19 protein-coding genes are annotated in these 19,850 nt (G+C 37.3%); 10 read left to right on the forward strand and 9 right to left on the reverse strand.

From position 1 onward, the window contains the following. Positions 1 to 289 precede the first annotated feature (289 nt). From K2N75_RS07395 to K2N75_RS07415, 5 genes are read left to right on the forward strand one after another with little or no spacing between them, the layout of a single operon-like run. Positions 290 to 1,441 carry a hydrogenase small subunit gene (locus tag K2N75_RS07395; RefSeq protein ID WP_297680615.1) on the forward strand — a complete coding sequence of 384 codons (1,152 nt, stop codon included), beginning with the start codon at positions 290 to 292 and terminating at the stop codon, positions 1,439 to 1,441. 9 nt (positions 1,442 to 1,450) lie between these two features. Beyond that, positions 1,451 to 3,187 (forward strand): nickel-dependent hydrogenase large subunit, encoded by a 1,737-nt coding sequence (locus K2N75_RS07400; RefSeq protein WP_297680614.1) that lies wholly within the window; start codon positions 1,451 to 1,453, stop codon positions 3,185 to 3,187. A gap of 9 nt (positions 3,188 to 3,196) precedes the next feature. After that, complete coding sequence (gene cybH, locus K2N75_RS07405) at positions 3,197 to 3,874, forward strand: Ni/Fe-hydrogenase, b-type cytochrome subunit (protein ID WP_297680613.1); 678 nt, start codon at positions 3,197 to 3,199, stop codon at positions 3,872 to 3,874. Positions 3,875 to 3,922: 48 nt separating this feature from the next. Continuing rightward, positions 3,923 to 4,459 (forward strand): HyaD/HybD family hydrogenase maturation endopeptidase, encoded by a 537-nt coding sequence (locus tag K2N75_RS07410; RefSeq protein ID WP_297680612.1) that lies wholly within the window; start codon positions 3,923 to 3,925, stop codon positions 4,457 to 4,459. Further along, the gene (locus tag K2N75_RS07415) at positions 4,460 to 6,157 is read left to right on the forward strand and encodes a protein hydE (RefSeq protein ID WP_297680610.1); all 1,698 of its coding nucleotides are present in this window, start codon (positions 4,460 to 4,462) and stop codon (positions 6,155 to 6,157) included. A 250-nt stretch (positions 6,158 to 6,407) separates the two neighbouring features. Here K2N75_RS07415 and K2N75_RS07420 read toward each other — a convergent pair whose 3' ends face one another. The 9 genes from K2N75_RS07420 to K2N75_RS07460 all read right to left on the reverse strand — a co-directional run bounded on the left by K2N75_RS07420 (position 6,408) and on the right by K2N75_RS07460 (position 14,524). Then, the gene (locus K2N75_RS07420; RefSeq protein WP_297680608.1) at positions 6,408 to 7,082 is read right to left on the reverse strand and encodes a YggS family pyridoxal phosphate-dependent enzyme; all 675 of its coding nucleotides are present in this window, start codon (positions 7,080 to 7,082) and stop codon (positions 6,408 to 6,410) included. Positions 7,083 to 7,091: 9 nt separating this feature from the next. Continuing rightward, complete coding sequence (gene rseP, locus K2N75_RS07425) at positions 7,092 to 8,162, reverse strand: RIP metalloprotease RseP (protein WP_297680606.1); 1,071 nt, start codon at positions 8,160 to 8,162, stop codon at positions 7,092 to 7,094. After that, positions 8,163 to 8,705, reverse strand: coding sequence for a CDP-diacylglycerol--glycerol-3-phosphate 3-phosphatidyltransferase (gene pgsA, locus K2N75_RS07430; RefSeq protein WP_297680617.1), 543 nt, complete (start codon positions 8,703 to 8,705; stop codon positions 8,163 to 8,165). It lies immediately after the preceding gene. Positions 8,706 to 8,718: 13 nt separating this feature from the next. Next, entirely contained in the window at positions 8,719 to 9,501 is a 783-nt protein-coding gene (locus K2N75_RS07435; RefSeq protein WP_297680604.1) for an enoyl-ACP reductase, read from the reverse strand. Beyond that, the gene (gene dapA / locus K2N75_RS07440; RefSeq protein ID WP_297680602.1) at positions 9,498 to 10,412 is read right to left on the reverse strand and encodes a 4-hydroxy-tetrahydrodipicolinate synthase; all 915 of its coding nucleotides are present in this window, start codon (positions 10,410 to 10,412) and stop codon (positions 9,498 to 9,500) included. Before dapA ends, K2N75_RS07435 begins: the two co-directional genes overlap by 4 nt. 8 nt (positions 10,413 to 10,420) lie before the next feature. Next, complete coding sequence (locus K2N75_RS07445; protein ID WP_297680600.1) at positions 10,421 to 11,692, reverse strand: pitrilysin family protein; 1,272 nt, start codon at positions 11,690 to 11,692, stop codon at positions 10,421 to 10,423. Positions 11,693 to 11,745: 53 nt separating this feature from the next. Then, positions 11,746 to 12,816, reverse strand: a complete 1,071-nt coding sequence (locus K2N75_RS07450) for a quinone-dependent dihydroorotate dehydrogenase (protein ID WP_297680598.1) — start codon at positions 12,814 to 12,816, stop codon at positions 11,746 to 11,748. Between the two features lie 81 nt (positions 12,817 to 12,897). After that, on the reverse strand, positions 12,898 to 14,181 hold the full coding sequence (locus K2N75_RS07455) for a coproporphyrinogen III oxidase family protein (protein WP_297680596.1): 1,284 nt from the start codon (positions 14,179 to 14,181) through the stop codon (positions 12,898 to 12,900). Between the two features lie 139 nt (positions 14,182 to 14,320). Next, positions 14,321 to 14,524, reverse strand: a complete 204-nt coding sequence (locus K2N75_RS07460) for a hypothetical protein (RefSeq protein WP_297680594.1) — start codon at positions 14,522 to 14,524, stop codon at positions 14,321 to 14,323. A 184-nt stretch (positions 14,525 to 14,708) separates the two neighbouring features. On the opposite strand from K2N75_RS07460, the gene K2N75_RS07465 reads away from it, so the two are divergent. Genes K2N75_RS07465 through K2N75_RS07485 form a run of 5 tightly spaced genes read left to right on the forward strand, consistent with a single transcriptional unit; the run spans position 14,709 to position 19,784 of the window. Then, complete coding sequence (locus tag K2N75_RS07465) at positions 14,709 to 17,258, forward strand: AsmA-like C-terminal region-containing protein (protein ID WP_297680592.1); 2,550 nt, start codon at positions 14,709 to 14,711, stop codon at positions 17,256 to 17,258. Further along, positions 17,213 to 17,971 (forward strand): small multi-drug export protein, encoded by a 759-nt coding sequence (locus K2N75_RS07470; RefSeq protein WP_297680590.1) that lies wholly within the window; start codon positions 17,213 to 17,215, stop codon positions 17,969 to 17,971. The genes K2N75_RS07465 and K2N75_RS07470 overlap by 46 nt, the downstream gene beginning before the upstream one ends. Beyond that, positions 17,946 to 18,704: an exodeoxyribonuclease III gene (locus tag K2N75_RS07475; protein ID WP_297680588.1), complete on the forward strand. Its 759-nt coding sequence runs from the start codon at positions 17,946 to 17,948 to the stop codon at positions 18,702 to 18,704. Before K2N75_RS07470 ends, K2N75_RS07475 begins: the two co-directional genes overlap by 26 nt. Beyond that, positions 18,691 to 19,140 (forward strand): rRNA maturation RNase YbeY, encoded by a 450-nt coding sequence (gene ybeY / locus K2N75_RS07480; RefSeq protein WP_297680586.1) that lies wholly within the window; start codon positions 18,691 to 18,693, stop codon positions 19,138 to 19,140. Before K2N75_RS07475 ends, ybeY begins: the two co-directional genes overlap by 14 nt. A 20-nt stretch (positions 19,141 to 19,160) precedes the next feature. Continuing rightward, a complete protein-coding gene (locus K2N75_RS07485) occupies positions 19,161 to 19,784 on the forward strand; it encodes a metal-dependent hydrolase (RefSeq protein ID WP_297680584.1) in 624 nt (207 codons plus the stop codon). The last annotated feature ends 66 nt before the right edge of the window (positions 19,785 to 19,850 follow it).

A 19,850-nucleotide genomic window follows, 5' to 3' on the forward strand; every position in this document is an offset into this window, starting at 1 on the left:
TATCTTAAGATTACTTCAATAGTCTTTTTAAGATTCTTCCTAGAATCCCGCAAGGGATTCTATACTACTTTTAATTTTATTTTAAAATTTAATTTATTTTTTTGTTTTTCCCTTTCCTTAATTTTGCTATTGTGCATTGTAGTTTATTTTGTCATTGTAAGGACACAAAAAGAGTAAAATTACCACATTGATAATGCAAATTTTTCAATTAATTTTTATTTTGTAGTGCTTTTTAAGGCAAAAAAAGATAAATTTACTTTAACTTAATCCCAAAAGATAAAGGAAGGTAATGGAAAGAGAACAAACGCTACTGCGACAGGCTCAAGATAGGCTTGCGAATATCGCTAAAATCCCAAGCCTCAAAAAAGGTCAAAGCATTAAAAAAATGCTGAAAGAAAAAGGAATCTCAAGAAGAGATTTTATGAAGTGGGCAGGAGCAATGACTGCAATGCTGTCTTTACCTGCAAGTTTTACTCCACTAACTGCAAAAGCAGCAGAAGTTGCAGACCGCTTACCTGTGATTTGGTTGCATTTAGCAGAATGTACAGGTTGTAGCGAAAGCCTCTTAAGAAGTGATGGACCGGGCATTGCAAGTTTGATTTTTGATTATATTTCTTTAGAATACCACGAAACCATTATGGCTGCGGCTGGCTATCAAGCAGAAGAAAACATAGAATCTGCAATACAAAGATACAAAGGACGTTATGTATTAATGGTAGAGGGTGGCGTGCCAACAGGGCTAGAAGGACAATATTTAACAATTGGCGCACACGGAAATACAGGCTTGGCAAATGCGAAATTAGCAAGTGAAAATGCAGCAGCAATTTTTGCGATTGGGACTTGTTCAAGTTTCGGTGGAATCCAAGCAGCCCACCCTAACCCAACTGCAGCAAAACCGCTGAGTGAAGTTACAAACAAACCCGTCATTAATGTGCCTGGTTGTCCTCCAAGCGAAAAAAATATTGTGGGTAATGTGATTCATTTCTTACTTTTTGACACTCTACCACAACTAGACGCTTTCAATCGTCCAAAATGGGCTTATGGTCTAAGAATACACGATTTATGCGAAAGACGCGGGCATTTTGACGCGGGAGAATTTGTGCAAAGATTCGGCGATGAGGGTGCAAAAAATGGCTATTGTCTTTATAAAGTCGGTTGCAAGGGACCTTATACTTTCAACAACTGCTCCAAATTGCGCTTTAACTCCCATACAAGCTGGCCTATTCAAGCAGGACACGGCTGTATTGGTTGTAGCGAGCCAAATTTCTGGGATACTATGGGACCTTTTGAAGAGCCTCTTGCTAGCAAACTCTATAATGCGCCATTGTTTAAAGGTGCAGACCGCACTGCAGATAATATCGGGATTACATTACTCGGCGCAGCAGCCATTGGTATGGCAGCACACGCAGTTCTAAGTAACTTCAGAAAAGACAAAGAATAAGGAGAATTTATGACAAAAAGAATTATTGTAGATCCTATCACAAGGATTGAGGGACACTTAAGAATTGAAGTCATCGTAGATGAAAATAATGTCATTACTGATGCTTATTCTAGCTCTACTTTATGGCGCGGTTTAGAGGTTATTGTCAAAAACCGCGACCCTAGAGATGTCGGCTTTATGGTGCAAAGAATCTGCGGCGTTTGCACCTTTTCACATTACAAAGCCGGAATTACCGCAGTAGAAAACGCTCTAGGGATTCAGATTCCATTCAATGCACAAATGGTGCGAAGCTTGATGAATGTTTCTCTTGTAATGCACGACCATTTGGTACATTTCTATCACTTACACGGATTAGATTGGTGTGATATTACAGAAGCACTTAAAGCAGACCCCAAAAAAGCAAGTGAGCTTGCGTTTAAATACTCTAAAAATCCGATTGCAACAGGCGCAGATGAGCTTGCCGCTGTGCAAGAAAAAGTTAAAGCTTTTGCAAGTGCTAAACAAGGTTTAGGACCTTTTGCAAATGCTTATTGGGGACACAAAACCTATAAATTCTCTCCTGAACAAAACCTCATCGTGCTTTCCCACTACTTAAAAGCCCTTGAAGTGCAAAGAGTTGCCGCACAAATGATGGCAATCTTTGGCGCAAAACAACCTCACCCACAAAGCTTAACCGTGGGAGGAGTAACTTGCGTTGCGGATATTTTAGACCCTAGCAGATTAGGAGATTGGCTCACCAAATACAAAGAAGTAGGAGATTTCATCAATCGCGCTTATTATGCAGATGTCGTAATGGCAGCTGAAGTTTTCAAAAACGAACCAAGCGTGCTAAAAGGTTGCGGTGTGCGTAACTTCCTTTCTTATGCAGAAATTCCTGTCAATCACAATGAGACCCTTTATAGCACAGGTATTGTGCGAGGTGGCGATATTTCTAAACTCCTAGAAGTCAATGAAGACCTTATCACAGAGGAAGCAACACATTCTTGGTATCAAAACGACAAAGCGTTGCACCCTTATGATGGCGAGACAGAGCCGAATTATACAGGCTTTACAGACGCAGAGACTATCGGACCTGATGGCAATCCACTCAAAACAAAAGCAATTGATATGCGCGGCAAATACAGCTGGATTAAATCTCCTCGTTATAATGGCGAACCTATGGAAGTAGGACCACTTGCAACAATTGTTGTAGGACTAGCAGCTAAGAATCCTCGTATTACCAAAATCGCAACACAATTCTTGGAAGATACAGGATTGCCGATTGAAGCGCTCTTTAGCACATTAGGCAGAACTGCAGCACGACTTTTAGAATGCAAACTTTCCACAGATTATGGCGTAGAAGCTTTTAATTCTTTGGTAGCAAACCTTAAAACAGGAGACCAAACCACTTGCGCTCCTTATAAGATTGACAAAAACAAAGAATACAAAGGGCGTTATATTGGCAATGTTCCGCGCGGGACACTAAGCCACTGGGTAAGAATTAAAGACGGCGTTGTAGCAAATTATCAAGCCGTTGTGCCAAGCACTTGGAATGCAGGACCAAAAGATTCTAAAAATCAAATGGGACCTTATGAGGCTTCATTGGTTGGAATCAAAGTGCAAGACATTACCAAACCATTAGAAATCGTGCGCACCATTCATTCCTTTGACCCTTGTATCGCGTGCGCAGTGCATTTAATGGATACAAAAGGGAATGAAATCAGCCAATACAAACTTGACCCTATTGCGATGAATTGTAAAATTTAAGGAGAAATTATGGAAACAAGATACAAAGCTGTGCTTGAGTTTTCAAAACTCACACGGATTTTCCATTGGATTAGAGCATTAGCAATTTTTGGATTAATTGCAACAGGATTCTATCTTGCTTATCCTTTTTTAGCACCTAATAATTTCACAGGCGAACCTGTGGGATTCCTCTATGCTTTAATGCGCAGTTGGCATTTGATTCTTGGCTTCTTACTCATTGCAGTAACTATTTTTCGCCTTTATCTACTTTTGACAAAAGAATGCGCATTGGAACGTCGCTCTATTTTGGATTTTTTTAATCCTTTTGTTTGGTTTGGCGTTTTAAAAAGCTATCTGCTTTTTGGAGGACACCCTCATTTAAAAGGTGCTTACAATCCCTTGCAACTTGCAACTTATCTAGGCGTTATGTTCCTTATTATCGCTATTTCTCTTAGCGGACTTGTGCTTTATGTGCATGTTTATCACGAGGGCTTAGGAGGATTCATTGCGCCTTTAATGAAACCTTTAGAAGTGCTTTGTGGCGGAATCGCTAATGTGCGTTTAATCCACCATATTTTAACTTGGGCATTTGTTATTTTTATTCCGATTCATATTTATATGGCGAGCTGGAATAGTGCGAAATTCCCTGGTGCTGGCGTAGATACGATTTTTAGCGGCGTCAAATTTGAAAAAGATGAGCAAGCATAAACACCAAATGCGATTCCTCGTGAATCGTATTTTTGCATTTTAAAATAAATGAAAATCCTTGTTTTAGGCATTGGCAATATTCTCTTTGGTGATGAGGGGATTGGCGTACATTTATCCAATCTATTAAAACTCAATTATACTTTTAGCGGTGAGCATTGTGTAGAGGTTGTAGATGGCGGAACAATGGCGCAATATTTAATCCCCCTCATCACACAATACGATTCCGTGTTGATTATAGATTCTATTGACGCAAAAGACGCCAAAATAGGCGATGTTTATTTCTTTGACTTTCGTGCGATTCCTAACCAAATCACTTGGGCTGGCAGTGCGCACGAAGTAGAAATGCTCCAAACCCTACGAATGATTGAAATGCTAGGAGATTTGCCACCAACAAAGATTTTAGGCATTAAACCTTTTGTCATTGGAGAAAATCCAACCTTTGAACTCACAGAGGAAGTCAAAAATGGCGCAAAGCTAATGGAATCTCAAGCAATTCGCTACTTAGAATCACTTGGCGTTCAAGTCTCTAAAACCTCTCATCAAGACTTGCAAGAGATTGCGCGTTTCTCCTACAAAGGATATTAAATGACTTCTGGAACTTCGGAGTTGGAATCCCATTTAATTGTTGCTTTCGTTTTCCAACGAATCGCCAAACTTGCTTTTTCGCAAAATATTCAAAATTTCTTACTCAAATCCTTGCATTTTGCCTTAAGAAAAACCAACCTACAAGGGCAATTTGTGCAAAATTCTCAAGATTCTTTTAGGCTAGAGGTGCAGGGAAGCCAACAAGAAATTTTAGACTTTAGCGATTCTTTGCAAAACTATATTCCACTTTCTTTGCAATGGACTTTTAAAGAGTTGATTATTTTAGAATCTTTTGCTAAAGAAAATTTAATCTCCTTAAATCATCTCTTTGTAACGCACTTTCTAACTCCTTTGGAACTAGAACAATTAAGCGACAAAGAATCCCCGAATTTTTGCAACCTATGGGCGCAATGGATAGATTTTCAGCCTACCAAAATGACACTTTTAAAAGAGGGGCAAAGAAAAGAAATTCAAAATGCGCAAGATTTAATAGAATCCCTCCAAACTCTTGCGAATCTTTTGAAACAAGGCGAGCGCATCTTTGTCAAAACAATTTTTGGCAAAAAGGAGTTGGCACTTTTAGAGGAAAACAATCCACCAAATTTAGAGGATATTGGGGAGGATTTTTGCTTTGTGCCCTACTCTCTTGCAAATGTCAAAATGCTTTTTAGGGCGGAAAATGAGGAATTACAAGCCCTAGCAACTTTGGAAAAACCCATTTTAAAACTCGCTCCCAAAAGCATTTTTCAGCATTTTTTCCCCACCGCGCAAGTGAATGTCCTTTTGCCTTTTGAACCCTACTTGGTTCTTTTGAGCAAATTTTTGGATTCCTCTTTGGGTTTATATTTGTTGCCGCTCCAACAAAAAAGAGAAAATGGAATCTGTGAATTTGTTGCCGAAGATTCCAAACCTCTGACTTTAAGCGTCGCACAAAACTCTCTTATCTTGCCACATTGCTTTGAATCTTGCAAACCCAATTCCATTGCCAATGCTTTTTTACAAGCCATTACAAAAGATTCTTTAAATCGCGTCAATGCGCTTTATCTTGGCGAAAACTCCACGCTTTTTTGGGTATATTTCAATGAGAATTTCAAAGAAGCCCTTTCATTTAACTTTGAAAGCAATCTAGGAGCAATCCTTGAAACATTCAAAGCCCTAAATCCAACCACACAAAGTTTGTTAAAAAATTTTTCGTCCCATTTTGAATCCATAATCCAAACTTTAGAATCCCTCCCCAAAGATTCTATCCTCTCACAAAACCTATTAGACTTAGTGGGAATGTGCGGTGTCTTGCTAGGCTTGGGCGAATCCCACAATCTCAAAGCAAGCGCAAATGCCGTGATAGAATGTGCGTGGAAATTTTTGGGCAAGAAAGGTCCGCGCGTTGATTTTAGACTAGAGCGCGACACAGAGGGCAAAATCTCCTTAAATACCTTGCAAACCTTGCGTTCTGTTATGAGCTTCAGACTTGCTGGGGTAGAGAACGAGCTGCTGTGCTTTGGAATCTTGGATTCTTTGGCGGAATTTTTTGCTAATTTTAGTCGCGATATGGAAGAAAACTATCAAACAAAAGGTATTATCGTCTGCGGTGGATTGTTTTTGAACACACAATTTATCAACCAATTCGTGCATTACTTACCAAAAACTTCCGAAATCTATGCCTGTGCGACAATGGAGTTTAAAAACAAGATTCCATAAAGCCCTTGTGATTCCGCTATTCTTGCAAGATTTTGTAAAAATGCAGTAAGCAAGATTCTATTATTATAAATTTGCAGAACAAAACCAAAAACAATGAGGGCGATGGGGTTCTTACAAGAAAATTTGAAAAAATTTCATAGCAATCTACAATATCCATTTATAAGAAATAGAATCGCAAATCAAAAGAATGCTTTTTAGGCAAAATACTTTGTAATCCGCTGCTTGCGCTAACGCAATAAGATTTGTGATTCTATTTAAAGAGCACGCTTCCTAAGCGCACGCAGTTGCTCCCACAAGCAATCGCAAGCTCAAAATCCCCACTCATTCCCATACTTAAAGTCTTTGCGCCTTTGTTTTGCAGAGATTCAAAAATCCTATATGTTTGTTCAAAACTCTTTTGAACGATTCTTTTTTCGTCTGTATGCGCGCCAATACTCATCAAACCGCATAACTTGATGTTTGGGCAAGTCTCCAAAATCCTGCAATACATCTCTTGCGCAATCTCTGGCATAAAGCCACTTTTACTCTCCTCTTTGGCACTATTTACTTGCAGCAAAGTGCGCAAAGTCTTATTTTCTTTTTGCAATCGCTTTTGTAATTGCTCTGCTAGCTCCAAAGAATGTAGGCTTTGAAGCATAAAGGGATTGAGACTTAGGAGTGCATTTATTTTATTGCTCTGCAAAGAGCCGATGAAATGCCATTCTAGCGGGAGAGATTCCAAGATTTCAGATTTTGTTTTCAAGTCTTGCACTTTATTTTCACCAAAGGCGCGTTGCCCACAAGCATAAAGTGCTGCAATTTCCTCTTGTGTAGAATATTTGCTCACCGCAACTAAACGCACGATTCTATGCCTATCTACTGCAATTCTTGCCTTTTCAATTCTTTCTATTGCATCTATTAGATTCTGATTTAACTTTTCTTGCATAAACCTCCTTTAAAAAGGCATTGTTCCATTAAGAATGCGCAAAATATCATTATACAATCCAAGCCCCATAAGTCCTAACAACACAATCCAACCCGCCATACTTAAACGATAAAAAGTGTTTTGCGTTGGGATTCTTTTTGTCAGCATTTCATAAAATGTAAAAAGAATATGTCCGCCATCAAGAGCTGGAATCGGAAGTAAATTTAAGATTCCAAGATTTACAGAAATCAAAGCAGTAAATGCAAAAAGCGTAACAATCCCTAATTCGCTTGCCTTTTTGGTAATGCTCACAATAGAAACCACGCCGCCTACCTCACTCAATGGCACAACACCGCTTAACATTTTTTCAATACTTTGCAAAATTAACTTACTAGATTCCAAAGTCTGACCAAAAGCATAGAAAATAGAATCCGCAAAAGAATAAGACACAAGCCTTACCTCTCCACTAGAAAAAATCCCAATTAAAGGACGCGCAATCTTTTCACCAAAGAGATTTTTGGATTCTCCTATTTTGGGGATTAAAATCGTCTGATATTCTTTAGAATCGCGCAAAAATACAATCTCTAGCTCTCCTTTGGATTTGGCAATCGTTTGGCTCATTGCTTCCCAAGTTTGAATTTTTCGTCCATTGATACTAAGAATCTCATCGCCACTGCGTAACCCCGCAATGTCCGCTGGCATATTTGTTTCTACTTTGCCTACCACAGGAGCTAATTCGTTTTTCCCCATTAAGCCAATGACAATAAAAAGCAAAAAAGCCAGCAAAAGATTAAAGAACGAACCTGCGGCTAAAATCAGCAATCGCTTATAAGTTGCAACACCATAAAGACTATCACTAGCAGTATCACGAATCGTAGGGTCAAAGTCGCTTTGTCCTTTAAGCTGGACAAATCCCCCCAATGGAATGAGGCGCAAGGAATATTCTGTCTCGCCAATTTGTTTTTTCAAGATTCTTGTTTTGCCAAAACCAATGCTAAAGGCTTCCACGCGCACACCAAAAAATTTTGCCGCCAAAAAATGCCCTAACTCGTGAAAAAAGACCAAAAAAGATAAAACTAAAATTGAGCTAATCATTCCCATTTAGCGCGCCTTTGCATACATTTTAACATAATCATAACCTGAATAAAGCGTCAAAGCCACTGCAAGCCACAAGGTCACATTTGCAAAAGAGTAATCCATAAGCAAAAATGCAATTGCGGTAATTTGCAAGCCTGTTTTATATTTACCAAGATTAGAAGCTGCAACTTTAATCCCCTTGCTTGCAGCCACTACACGCAATCCGGTAATAAAAAATTCGCGACTAAGAATCAAAAAGACTGCCCACACATCTGCGCGATTCCACACCAAAAGCCCAATCAATGCAGATAACATTAATAATTTATCCGCAAGCGGGTCAAAAATTTCTCCAAAAATGCTTGAAACATTGAAACTGCGCGCGATAAAACCATCAAAAAAATCTGTAATACTTGCAAGACAAAACACCAAACAAGCAAAATAATTAATCCAACTAGGGTGGATAGGGGGTGGAAGTATCCACTCTCCATAGAGAATCAGTGCAAGCAAAAGAAAAGCAAATATAACCCTAAGAATAGTCAAACCATTCGGTAAAGATTCTAGTTTCATCATCTTTTTCGCTTTATTTAAAGCTTGTTCCTCCATCAATCACAATCGTTTGTCCTGTAAGCCAAGCACTTGCGCTACTATCACATAAAAACAAACAAGCCCCCGCAATGTCCTCTGGAGCTCCCATACGATTAAGCGGGCTTTGCTCTACCACTTTTGCTTTAATCTCGGCAAAATCCGGAAACGCTCTTAATGCGTCTGTTTCAATAGGACCACCACTCACGGCATTGACGCGAATATTATACTCTCCAAGCTCCATTGCAGCATATTTTACCATTGTTTCTACGGCATTCTTTGAGTTGCCGTGTCCTGCATAATTTGGCATATACACAAGATTCCCAGTAGAGCTAAGGGAAATAATGCTCCCACCGCCTACCTTTTGCATTCTCTTTGCTGCTTCTTGCGCACCAACAACAAAAGCAAGCACGGTAGCAGTGTAGATATTGTTTAGTCCTTTGGGTTTTAAGCGCATAAAGGGTGCGAATCCACCCACGACACTTTTACCATAAATAATCGCATTGCTTACAAAAAAATCTACCCTCTCAAAATCTTCATCAATTTTTGCAAACAAATCCTTGTAAGTCTCTGGCTGTAAAACATCTAAAGGATAAGCTTTTGCCTTGATAGAAAATTGCGATTCTACATCTGCTATGATTTTATTTGCTTCTTCTACATTTTTATTATAAGTAAATGCGATATTTACACCCTTTTGTGCAAAACGATAGAGAATCGCTTTGCCAATTCCACGCGTCGCACCACTGATAACTAAAGTTTTACCTTTGAAATTTTCATTCATTTTACTACCTCATATTGACTTAAAATTTTTTCAAGATATTCTATATTTTGTGCCGATGGAGCAACCAATGGCAAACGATATTCTAATGTTTTTAAAAGTCCGCTTAAATACATTGTTGCCTTGATTGGAATCGGATTACTTTCTATAAATAACGCTTTATTAATTGCATAAAGTTCATTGTTTAATTCTCTTGCACGTTCATAATTATGTGATTGCAAAAGTGCGTGTGTTAATTCTGCAATTTTGTTTGGCAAAAGATTGGAAGTAACAGAAATCACCCCTACCCCACCACAACTTAAAATAGGATAATTAATTGCATCTTCGCCACTTACAATGCTCAAATCTTTGGCATTCATATTTAAATCAATGACCTTTTCAATGCTACCACTTGCTTCTTTGACTCCATAAATATTTGGAATCTCGTTAAAAAGTCGCAAAATGGTTTTTGTCTCCAAATTCACACCTGTGCGTCCGGGCACATTATAAAGCATAAGGGGAATGCTTACTGCATTTGCGACCTCCTTGTAATGCAAAAACAAGCCCTCTTGTGTTGGCTTATTATAATAAGGCGTAACACACAAAATCGCATCTGCTCCGCAACTTTGCGCAAACTTGGCAAGCTCAATTGCTTCTTGCGTAGAATTACTTCCAGCACCCGCTAAAACTTTGACATTATACCCCTCTTTGCGACTTGCTTTACAGACACTCACCGCAACTTCAATACATTCTTTATGCTCTTTGTGACTTAATGTTGCGCTTTCACCTGTTGTGCCAACAGGCACGATGACATCAATGCCATATTGAATCTGTCTTTTAATCAAAGATTCATAACTTTCCAAATCCAACAGACCATTTTTAAAAGGTGTGATTAATGCAGTCATTGCACCTTTGACTTGATTTTCTACTTGCATTATTTTCCTTATTTTGTCAGGGTTAAAATTGTTGCATTGGAGCGAACAAAATATTTTTGTGCCACTGCAACAATTTCTTCTAGGCTTAAGTTGTCAAAATCTTGCTCAAAATGCAAGAGGGATTCTAAATCATTGCGCACGATATAGCTTCCAAACAAGCTTGCTACACCACTGCTAGATTCTAACTCGTATAAAAAATTTGCGCGCAAATTTGTTTTTGCTTTTTGCAGTTCTGCCTCTTTGAGTTTTCCTGATTTAACTTTTTCAATTTCCTGTAAAATTGCCTTTTCTAGCTTTTCTAGGCTCACACCTACATTTGCCAATCCCATAAAAATAAATAATCCATCATCTTGTAAATCCATATTGTAAGCATAAATTTCTGTGGCAAGCCGTTTCTTATCTACAATCTCGCTAATAAGCGGGCTACTCTTACCACCGCTTAGAATCTCGCCTAGTGCGCTAAGAGCAATTTGGTCTTTGTGATTAAAAGGCGGTGTTCTAAATGCAAGTGCCAAAATCTCAACTTCGCTTGATTTATGCACTTCTACTCTGCGCTCACCCTCTTGTTTGGGCTCTTTTGTATGTAATTGCAATGGAATCTCTTTTTTGTTTTTAATCTTTTCAAAATACTTTTTGACTTCCTTTAAGGCGATTTTTTCATCTATATCTCCCGCAATCACGATTGCCGCATTTTGAGGTTGATAATAAAGACTATGGAATGCGCGAATATCCTCAATGCTCCAAGCTTTAATATCCTCCATAAAACCAATAGGAGTCCAATGATAAGGGTGATAAACAAAGGCTGTATTAAAAAGCCTGAAATACAAATAACCCATAGGATTATTATCTGTCCGCCATAGCCTCTCCTCTGCTACGACATTGCGTTCGGGTTGAAATTCTTCGTCTTTTAAACTCAAATTTTGCATAAGCTCACTAAAAAGCTCTAAAGATTTGCCAAGATTCTGCGTGCTAGATTTAATATAATAATGCGTATAGTCAAAGCTCGTTGCGGCGTTTGTAGAACCACCAAAACCTTTGATAATCCTATCAAATTCTCCTGCCTTTAAATTCTTTGTGGATTTAAAGTTTAGATGTTCTAGCATATGTGCGATTCCACTTTTTCCCATTGTCTCATTACGGCTACCAACTTTATAAAATACATTCGTTGTAATCACATTGCTTTGATTCTTTAATGGAATCACGACAACTTCCAAACCATTTTTCAGTGTCGTTTGATAATGTTTTGGAAGCACAGATTTTATCGGGCTATTTTCCGCCATCAAAACTCCTAATAAAAATAAATTAATACAAAAAATCTTAAAAATTATGCAGATTAATTGCATAAATCCACGCCTACCGCTTCGCTAATATGGTTGAATCCATCACGTTCTAAAGAATTTTTCAAACCTAAATTGATTTGCCTTACCAAACTTGGTCCCTCAAAAATCAGCGCGCTAAAAACTTGCACAAGATTTGCACCCAAACGAATCCTTGTGTAAGCCTCCTGTGCATTTGAGATTCCACCCACGCTTATAAGCGTTATTTTTTGGTTTGCATTTTTCAAATAAAGCGCAATCTGCTTCAACATTTCGCGACTTTTTGAGGCTAAAACTTTTCCGCTAATTCCTCCTCTATCTTGTGGCTGTGCAACAAGACTATAATCCAAAGTAGTATTGGTCGCAATAATACCTTTTGCTCCGCTTTTTATTGCAGTTTCAATCAAATTTAAAGCGGAATCTATCTCCAAATCGGGAGCAATTTTTAAATAAATCGGCTTGGTATAAACTTGACAAAGATTGCTAAAAAGTTCTTGAATGAAATCAGTATTTTGCAAATCACGCAAATTTGGTGTATTAGGAGAGGAAAGATTGACACTCAAATAATCACTACTTTGTGCGAAATTACGCGCCAAAGTTAAATAATCTTTCAAGGATTCCTCTTGTGGAGTAACTTTATTTTTACCAATATTCACACCCAAAGGAACAACAAACGGAAAAAGATTCTTTAAGCGCGCATTTACCACACTCATTCCCTCATTGTTGAATCCCATTGCATTTTGGATAGATTCCTCTTTTATATGTCGCCAAAGACGCGGCTTATCGTTGCCGCTTTGTGCCAAAGGCGTTACCGCCCCTAGCTCTAAATGCGAAAAACCTAGTGCGCAAAGCGATTCTATCATCGTGGCATTTTTGTCAAATCCCGCTGCCAATCCCACAGGATTATAAAAGCGCATTCCATCAATTTCTTGGCTCAAAATGGAATCTTTAATGCAATTTTTGCAGGACAAAAAAGGTAAAAGCATAGGAATCTTAGGAGCGACTTTAGCCATAAATTCCACAATACTATGTGCAGTTTCTGGATTGGTTTTAAAAATAAAAGGACGTAGGGTTTGATAGTTTAGCATTTCCACCTCATTTTTAAAAATTCTGAAATTGTAACATTTTTTGATAAAGTTGCAATAAAGTCTTTTTAAACTTTATTCTTATTACATATCCTTCTCTTGAAGCATTGCACGAGACTCCTCTCGCACGCAATCCATACCAATGTAAAATTCTTTCATCATAGAAAGAAAAAGATATTTTCCTTTTTGTGTTGGATAATACGATGCACCCTTTTTAACAATATTACCGCTCAAACGCAAAAAAGCAATCTCTTTGAACAAATCTTTCTCTAAATCTGCACCATACAATGCTTTAAATCTCTCCTTATTCGCCTCCCCGCCAAAAAGTTCTACCATTAAACGATATTGTAACTGCGATTTTTTAGAATATTTACGCTCTCTTTCTACTCCCATTTGCCCATTTTGGATTTTTTGTGCATAGGTTTTTAGAGAAAAGGTATTCACATACAATGTGCCATCTAAAAAACTGAATGACCCAGAACCAATCCCGACATATTCGTCATTATTGACTACATATTCATCAAAAATTTCACTGCCTCTGTGTGAAAATGCCCAGCTAGACAAAGGAATAAAATCCGAAGAAAGGGTGTCCAAAATCTGCGCATAAAGTCGTGCTTCATTTTGCAAATCCACCTCCCCAATAGAACGTTTTAAAATACTTTTTACAGAGGGAGAAGACATCAAGGGATAAGTCGTTAGTTGATTCGGTTTTAGTTCCTGAATAATTTTTAAATCTTGCGCAAGCACTTCTTGTGTTTGATTTGGAAAATTAAAGATTAAATCCACATTTAAAATAGGTAGAATCCCCAAAGCAGATTCAAGCTTTTGACGCGTTACTTCTCCGCTACCAAACTTCTCATAACGTCCAATCTTGCGCAAGATTCCATCATCAAAGGTTTGCACGCCTACAGAAAGTCTATCAATTCTCCCTTTAAATTGTTCTAAAGTTTCCCTTTGGAGATGATTAGGGTCAGACTCACAAGAGACTTCTTGAATATTAAAAAGTTTTTTGGCTAAATCAAGTGTTTTGCATAATTCATCAGGCAAAATAGAGGTTGTCCCTCCTCCCACATAAACCGCGTTAAAATCATATCCCAAGTCTTTGACCATTTGCATTTCTTTACGCAAATTCAGAAAATAAGTGCGTGCTTTTTCTTCTTGAAACAAAAAACGATTAAAAGAACAATAGGTGCAAAGTGTTGCACAAAATGGTATATGGATATAAAGCAAATAATTTTTATTTTTAACTTTTTGGGGATTAGGCAAAGGAAGTTTAGTCCGCTCACTTTTATTTAAATGCAGATAATGTTGCGTTGCATAACGCATAATGTGATTTACTAGCTTTGTTGAAAGATTTTGCTGTATCATTATTAATTTGCACTCTTTTATTTAAAATTCAAAAACAAAAGTGGCGATTATAGAAAATAATTTGTAAATAAAAAATAAATCCAAAGAATAAAATTTGATTTAAAGAAAGATTTGCCTAAAGCACAAAAGTGCTTTAAACTTATGCCATAATGTCTAGTTTATTCACACTTGGCTGTGGAGCTTGTGTAGATTCTACTGGGGCTTGAGTTTGCAAATTTGCTTGCGTATTTTGCATTCCATTGATAAGAGAACCCATTAGTGCCTCTTCGCTTTGTATTGCTTTTTTTAAAACGCTCAAATTACCGCTTGCTACCACAGAACCGCTATCAATTCCTGAAATCATAACAGACTCCTTTCTGTTTATTTTGTATCCTTTTGTAAAAGGACTACGAATTATATATCGGCATTTTTTATGATTCTATAAAGTATAAAAACTTTATTTTATTCTCTTTGTTTTAATTTTATTAATTTAATTTTGCTAAAATTACGACAATTTTTATAACTTCCCCAAAAGAAAGGCAAATCAAATGAAAAAATTTTTGAAAATTTTAGGAATCTTAATCGTCCTCTTTTTATTCATCATCGGTGCTACTTTAACTTGGCTTTTCTCAAGTAGTGGTAATGAATTTTTAAAAAACAAAATCACACAAATTGCAAATGAAAAAGCTCCCATTGGTTTAGAATTTACACATTTTAAGCTAGGCTTTAGCAAATATGCATTTGGCATCACAGATAAACAAAAATCTCAAATTACACTCAATGGCGACTATTCGCTTTTCACCCTTAACACCAATGCACAAATTCACGCAGCTATTAAAGACTTAAGCCCTTATGAGCAGCTCATCGGTATGAAGCTTAATGGGGGAATTGGTCTTAATGGAGAAGTCAAAAAAAATGGAGGCGACATAGATGTAAAAGCCGACATCACTGCATTTAATAGTCTAATTAACGCGGACATTACACTCAAGGATTATAATCCCAAAAGATTATTTATCACTAGCAAAGAGGGCATTAAAGCAGAATCTCTGCTTACCTTTTTAAATCAACCCAAGTATGTAAGTGGCAAAATTTTGCTTAATGCGGATATGGATATTTCCAATCTAAGCGCACCAAGCGGGGGATTTCAAATCGCCTCTAATGCGCTCTCTCCAAATATCTCACTTTTAAATAAAAACTATGGAATCCTTTTGCCCAATGAACCGATTAAACTTGCAATTAATGGTAAGACACAAAAAGATTCTATCATTACAACCCTGCTTGCTTCTTCTAGCTATTTAAACCTTAGCTCTAGCAATCTTCAAGCAAGCTTGAACGACTATGCAACCAATGGAGAGATTAAAATTAGCCTTGAAAAAATCGGCTTTGGTGGGGTAATGCTTAAATCCCCTGTGATTGCAAATATTAACCTAAAATCAAGCAAAATCACTAACCAAGAGGCAACTCTTGCCTTGAATCTCATTACAAATCCTATTTTGGCACATATCAACTTGCCAAACTATATGCCAAAAGACTTGACAATCAGTGCGCAAGATTTGAGCTTGCAAGAAATCTTGAATCTCGTTGCAAAATACACCAATGCCACACCTTATAATGCGAATGGTGCAGTGAATTTAAATGCCAAAATAGACAAAATCAATCTAGATACTTTAGATTATAATCTAGCCGCAAAATTAAACAGCACCATTACAAGTCTGAATTATCAAGGAATGCAACTTGCAAACAATAATATTCTCAATGCAGAAATTAATGGAGACTCCAAAAGACTCAAAACAAAAGCGCAAAGTGATTTGTTTGATTCCAAGCTACTTGCGAATGTTGCTTTGAAAGATTATTCGCCTGAAAATGTAGAATTAGATATTCACAATCTCAACTTGCAAAAACTCGCCAAATTATTTAACTATACAGCAGAGGGACAGCTTGATGCAAAAGCAAATCTTAAAAATTTCAAAGATTCTAGCTTTGATGGAGATTTTGAAATAGATTCCAAACAAATCACCCTTGCCAAAGCCACACTTAACGCGTTAAGCGGAATGAAATTCAAACAAGATATTTCTTTGGCTCTTAACGGAAATGGAAGTTTAAAAAACGGAAATGGAAGTGCGCAGATTAAAGCAAATGGCAAAGATTTGAATGTAGAAATCAGCAACGTTAAAATCAATCTACCCAACAATGCTTATAGTGCGGACTTTAACCTAAGCACACCCGAAATCTCTAACATTAACCCATTGGATATGACGCTTAAAGGCGCACTTTCTCTTAAAGGAAGTGCTGCTTTTGCAAATGAGATTCCAAGCCTTAGCTTGCAAAACAAAGACTTTGGCGATTTAGACATTAAACTTGCCAATGAAAAGCTTGTGTTAAAAGGTGCAAATTTAGATGTAAAAAAAATCGCTGACTTTACAGGCAATGGCAAATTAGTCAAAGGAGGAATCCTAAACGCAAATGCAGACTTAATAATTAAAGGTAAAGATTCTCAAACAATTCTAAAAAATCTTAATGGAATCGCGGAATTAAATAGCAAAGATTTAGAAATTTATAGCGTAGATATTGATGCACTTGTAAGCAATTTTGAAAAAAGTAGCAGTATTAGCCTCTTAGATGTCGGCGCATTTGTGCTCGCAGGTCCTTTGGGAATCGCCGCAACAAAAGGCACAAATGTCGGTATGCTAGGGCTAAATGCGGTAATAGAAGCTAAAAGCGTCGTAAAAGAATTAGAGGCAAAATTTGATATAAAAAACGGAATCGCAACTGCACAAGATGTTGCTTTTGCCACAAAAAAAACGCGATTGGCAGCAATTGGTGCAATCAATCTTAATAACAATGCTTTTGAAAACTTTACCATTGGATTACTAGATGATAAAGATTGTGCAAAATATTCTCAAAAAATCAAAGGCACATTGAATAATCCCAAAATTGAAATCACTCAAACCACCATTTCTACTGCAGTCAATCTCGCAACTTCACTTTTCGGACAGATTAAAAAAGGTGCGCAAAATGTTGCAAAACCTGTGATAGGAGAAAGCACAGAGAAATGTGTGCCATTCTATCACGGAAGCGTCCAACACCCAAAACAATGAGAGATTCTGCACTTTATCGTTTAATTTTTGTGCAACCGCATAATGGGGAAACAAAACTCTTTTTATGCGGAATCGCATTGCTAACCTTTTATACTTTAGCCATTATCACTTGTTTTTTATTGCAAAATGGTATGGGGGATAAACTTCTAAGCATAGGTTTAAGTTCTCTTGTGTTTGGTCGGGCTGCTGGAATTTCATTGGCTTTAGCATTAGAATTTGATACTTTTTGGGCTACAATTTTAAATATTTATATTGAAAACACAATGGTGATAATTCTTTATCCACTTTTTGTATGGAGTATTCAAGGGATTAGCACTTTCAAAAGAACGGAACATTTTTTTGCTTCCATTTATCAGGTTGCACAGAAATATGAAAAACCTATTCAAAAATATGGAATCGTAGGTTTGTTTGCATTTGTATGGTTGCCCTTTTGGATGACGGGTCCCATTGTAGGTGCAGCAATCGGATATTTTATGCGCTTGAAAGTTTGGCTAAATCTTCTTGTTGTCCTTAGTGGCACAAATATTGCGATTCTGTGTTGGGTATATTTGCTAGAAAGTTTGGATTCTCAACTTAAATATTTTGGACAAAATACTATGTGGGTTTTATTGAGTGTATTTGTGAGCCTTGCTATTTTTGGCGCATTCTTTGCAAAACTTAAAAGAAGAAAAGGAGAAAAGGAGAAAAATGAGACTAATTTCTTGGAATGTTAATGGTTTGCGAGCCTGTATGAATAAAGGCTTTATGGATTTTTTCAATACAATTAATGCAGATGTTTTTTGTATTCAAGAATCCAAGATGCAAAAAAGTCAAGCGGATTTTAGCTTTCCAAACTATCAAGATTATTGGAATAGTGCAGAAAAAAAAGGGTATTCTGGTGTTGTGATTTTAAGCAAGACAAAACCCCTTAGCATAGATTACGATATGGGCATAGAACACCACGATAAAGAGGGGAGAATCCTTACTGCACAATTCAATGATTTTTTTCTTGTCAATGTCTATACGCCAAATTCTAAGAGAGAATTAGAGCGACTAGATTATCGTATGCAATGGGAAGATGACTTTTTGCGATTCTTAAAATCCTTAGAACAAAAAAAGCCCGTGATTCTATGCGGGGATTTAAATGTAGCACATCAAGAAATTGACCTTAAAAACCCCAAAAGTAATCGCAGAAATGCTGGATTTACCGATGAAGAAAGAGGCAAAATGACAGCTTTACTTAATGCTGGATTTACCGATACTTTTCGCTATTTTTATCCAAACTTAGAGGGAGCATATAGCTGGTGGAGTTATATGGGAAAAGCAAGAGCAAACAATACAGGGTGGCGAATTGATTACTTTTTATGCTCTTGTATATTAAACTCCAAACTCATTGACGCAAAAATCTATCCTGAAATACAAGGAAGCGACCATTGTCCTGTGGGGTTAGAAATTGAAGCACATTGACATAGACAATCAAAGTAATTTCACGCTAAAACAAGAATTTGTAGCACTTTTAAATTCTATTTTAGAAGCTATTTTGCAAGATTTAAAGTTGCCGCTCAAACCTTGTGAATTGCTTTTGGTAGATAATACCAAAATTACTCAATTCAACGCAGAATTTCGCGGAATCGCAACACCAACAGATGTGCTTTCCTTTCCATTAAACACAGAGTTTAGTCCTATTTTGGGTAGTATTATCATTTCTGTGGAATATGCACAAGAGGTTAGTCAGAAACTAAAACATAGCACAGAAGAGGAGATTGCTCTACTTTTTATTCACGGAATCTTGCATTTAGTAGGATTTGACCACGAAGTGGATAAGGGCGAACAAAGGATAAAAGAGGAGGAATTTGTCTCAAGATTCCATTTACCCAAAAGCCTCATCGTCCGCACACAATGACAATCTTAAAAGGGTTTTGAATGTTAGGTAAAACACATGTTAGCTTTGGGCTTGGGCTTAGTGCGTGCGGAATCGTATGTTTCAATGCGCTGACAAATACTCCATTAAGTGGCGCGGATTTAGGAATTTTTTATGGAGCAGTGGCTCTTGGCTCTCTTTTGCCAGATATTGATGAACCAAACTCTTTACTTGGCAAAAAAACCTTGGGCGTTTCTAATCTCATTCAATCTATTTTTGGACATCGCGGCTTTACGCATAGTCTTTGCTTCGTCCTCTTGCTTGGAATCTTATTACTCCTTTTAGGCACATTGGACAAAAATCTTTGGAATGAGATTCCATTTGTCGCAGAGTTTGCCAAAGCATTTGGTGGCATTATACAAGCCCAAAATGTAGAAATCTTTGGAATTGGCTTATTGCTTGGCTGTATCTTTCATCTCATTGGCGATATGATGACATTAAGCGGTGTGCCATTACTCTTGCCTTTTGCTAGTCGCAAATTTCATATCACACCAAACTTTATGCGCTTTAAAACAGGCGGAATCCCAGATAAGCTCATTACTGCTTTGAGTTTGGGAATCTTTGGATATTTAAACTTGGAATTGCTAGGCTTTGGCACAAATCTTAAAGGATATTTTCCCTTTTAATTCCTCCACTTACGCTTCCACCATTCCACTCTAATCTATCCCACATACGATTACATTTTGTCTAGG

Origin of the sequence: Helicobacter sp. (assembly GCF_029067145.1) — a bacterium.
Classification (GTDB): Bacteria; Campylobacterota; Campylobacteria; order Campylobacterales; family Helicobacteraceae; genus Helicobacter_D.

Coding starts and splice junctions, on each gene's coding strand:
- K2N75_RS07435 (WP_297680604.1), bottom strand. CDS start 9,501: ATGAATGAAAATTTCAAAGGTAAAACTTTAGTTATCAGTGGTGCGACG.
- K2N75_RS07400 (WP_297680614.1), top strand. CDS start 1,451: ATGACAAAAAGAATTATTGTAGATCCTATCACAAGGATTGAGGGACAC.
- rseP (WP_297680606.1), bottom strand. CDS start 8,162: ATGGGAATGATTAGCTCAATTTTAGTTTTATCTTTTTTGGTCTTTTTT.
- dapA (WP_297680602.1), bottom strand. CDS start 10,412: ATGCAAGTAGAAAATCAAGTCAAAGGTGCAATGACTGCATTAATCACA.
- K2N75_RS07465 (WP_297680592.1), top strand. CDS start 14,709: ATGAAAAAATTTTTGAAAATTTTAGGAATCTTAATCGTCCTCTTTTTA.
- K2N75_RS07485 (WP_297680584.1), top strand. CDS start 19,161: ATGTTAGGTAAAACACATGTTAGCTTTGGGCTTGGGCTTAGTGCGTGC.
- K2N75_RS07470 (WP_297680590.1), top strand. CDS start 17,213: ATGTGTGCCATTCTATCACGGAAGCGTCCAACACCCAAAACAATGAGA.
- K2N75_RS07395 (WP_297680615.1), top strand. CDS start 290: ATGGAAAGAGAACAAACGCTACTGCGACAGGCTCAAGATAGGCTTGCG.
- pgsA (WP_297680617.1), bottom strand. CDS start 8,705: ATGAAACTAGAATCTTTACCGAATGGTTTGACTATTCTTAGGGTTATA.
- K2N75_RS07445 (WP_297680600.1), bottom strand. CDS start 11,692: ATGGCGGAAAATAGCCCGATAAAATCTGTGCTTCCAAAACATTATCAA.
- K2N75_RS07450 (WP_297680598.1), bottom strand. CDS start 12,816: ATGCTAAACTATCAAACCCTACGTCCTTTTATTTTTAAAACCAATCCA.
- K2N75_RS07410 (WP_297680612.1), top strand. CDS start 3,923: ATGAAAATCCTTGTTTTAGGCATTGGCAATATTCTCTTTGGTGATGAG.
- K2N75_RS07415 (WP_297680610.1), top strand. CDS start 4,460: ATGACTTCTGGAACTTCGGAGTTGGAATCCCATTTAATTGTTGCTTTC.
- cybH (WP_297680613.1), top strand. CDS start 3,197: ATGGAAACAAGATACAAAGCTGTGCTTGAGTTTTCAAAACTCACACGG.
- K2N75_RS07420 (WP_297680608.1), bottom strand. CDS start 7,082: ATGCAAGAAAAGTTAAATCAGAATCTAATAGATGCAATAGAAAGAATT.
- K2N75_RS07460 (WP_297680594.1), bottom strand. CDS start 14,524: ATGATTTCAGGAATTGATAGCGGTTCTGTGGTAGCAAGCGGTAATTTG.
- K2N75_RS07475 (WP_297680588.1), top strand. CDS start 17,946: ATGAGACTAATTTCTTGGAATGTTAATGGTTTGCGAGCCTGTATGAAT.
- K2N75_RS07455 (WP_297680596.1), bottom strand. CDS start 14,181: ATGATACAGCAAAATCTTTCAACAAAGCTAGTAAATCACATTATGCGT.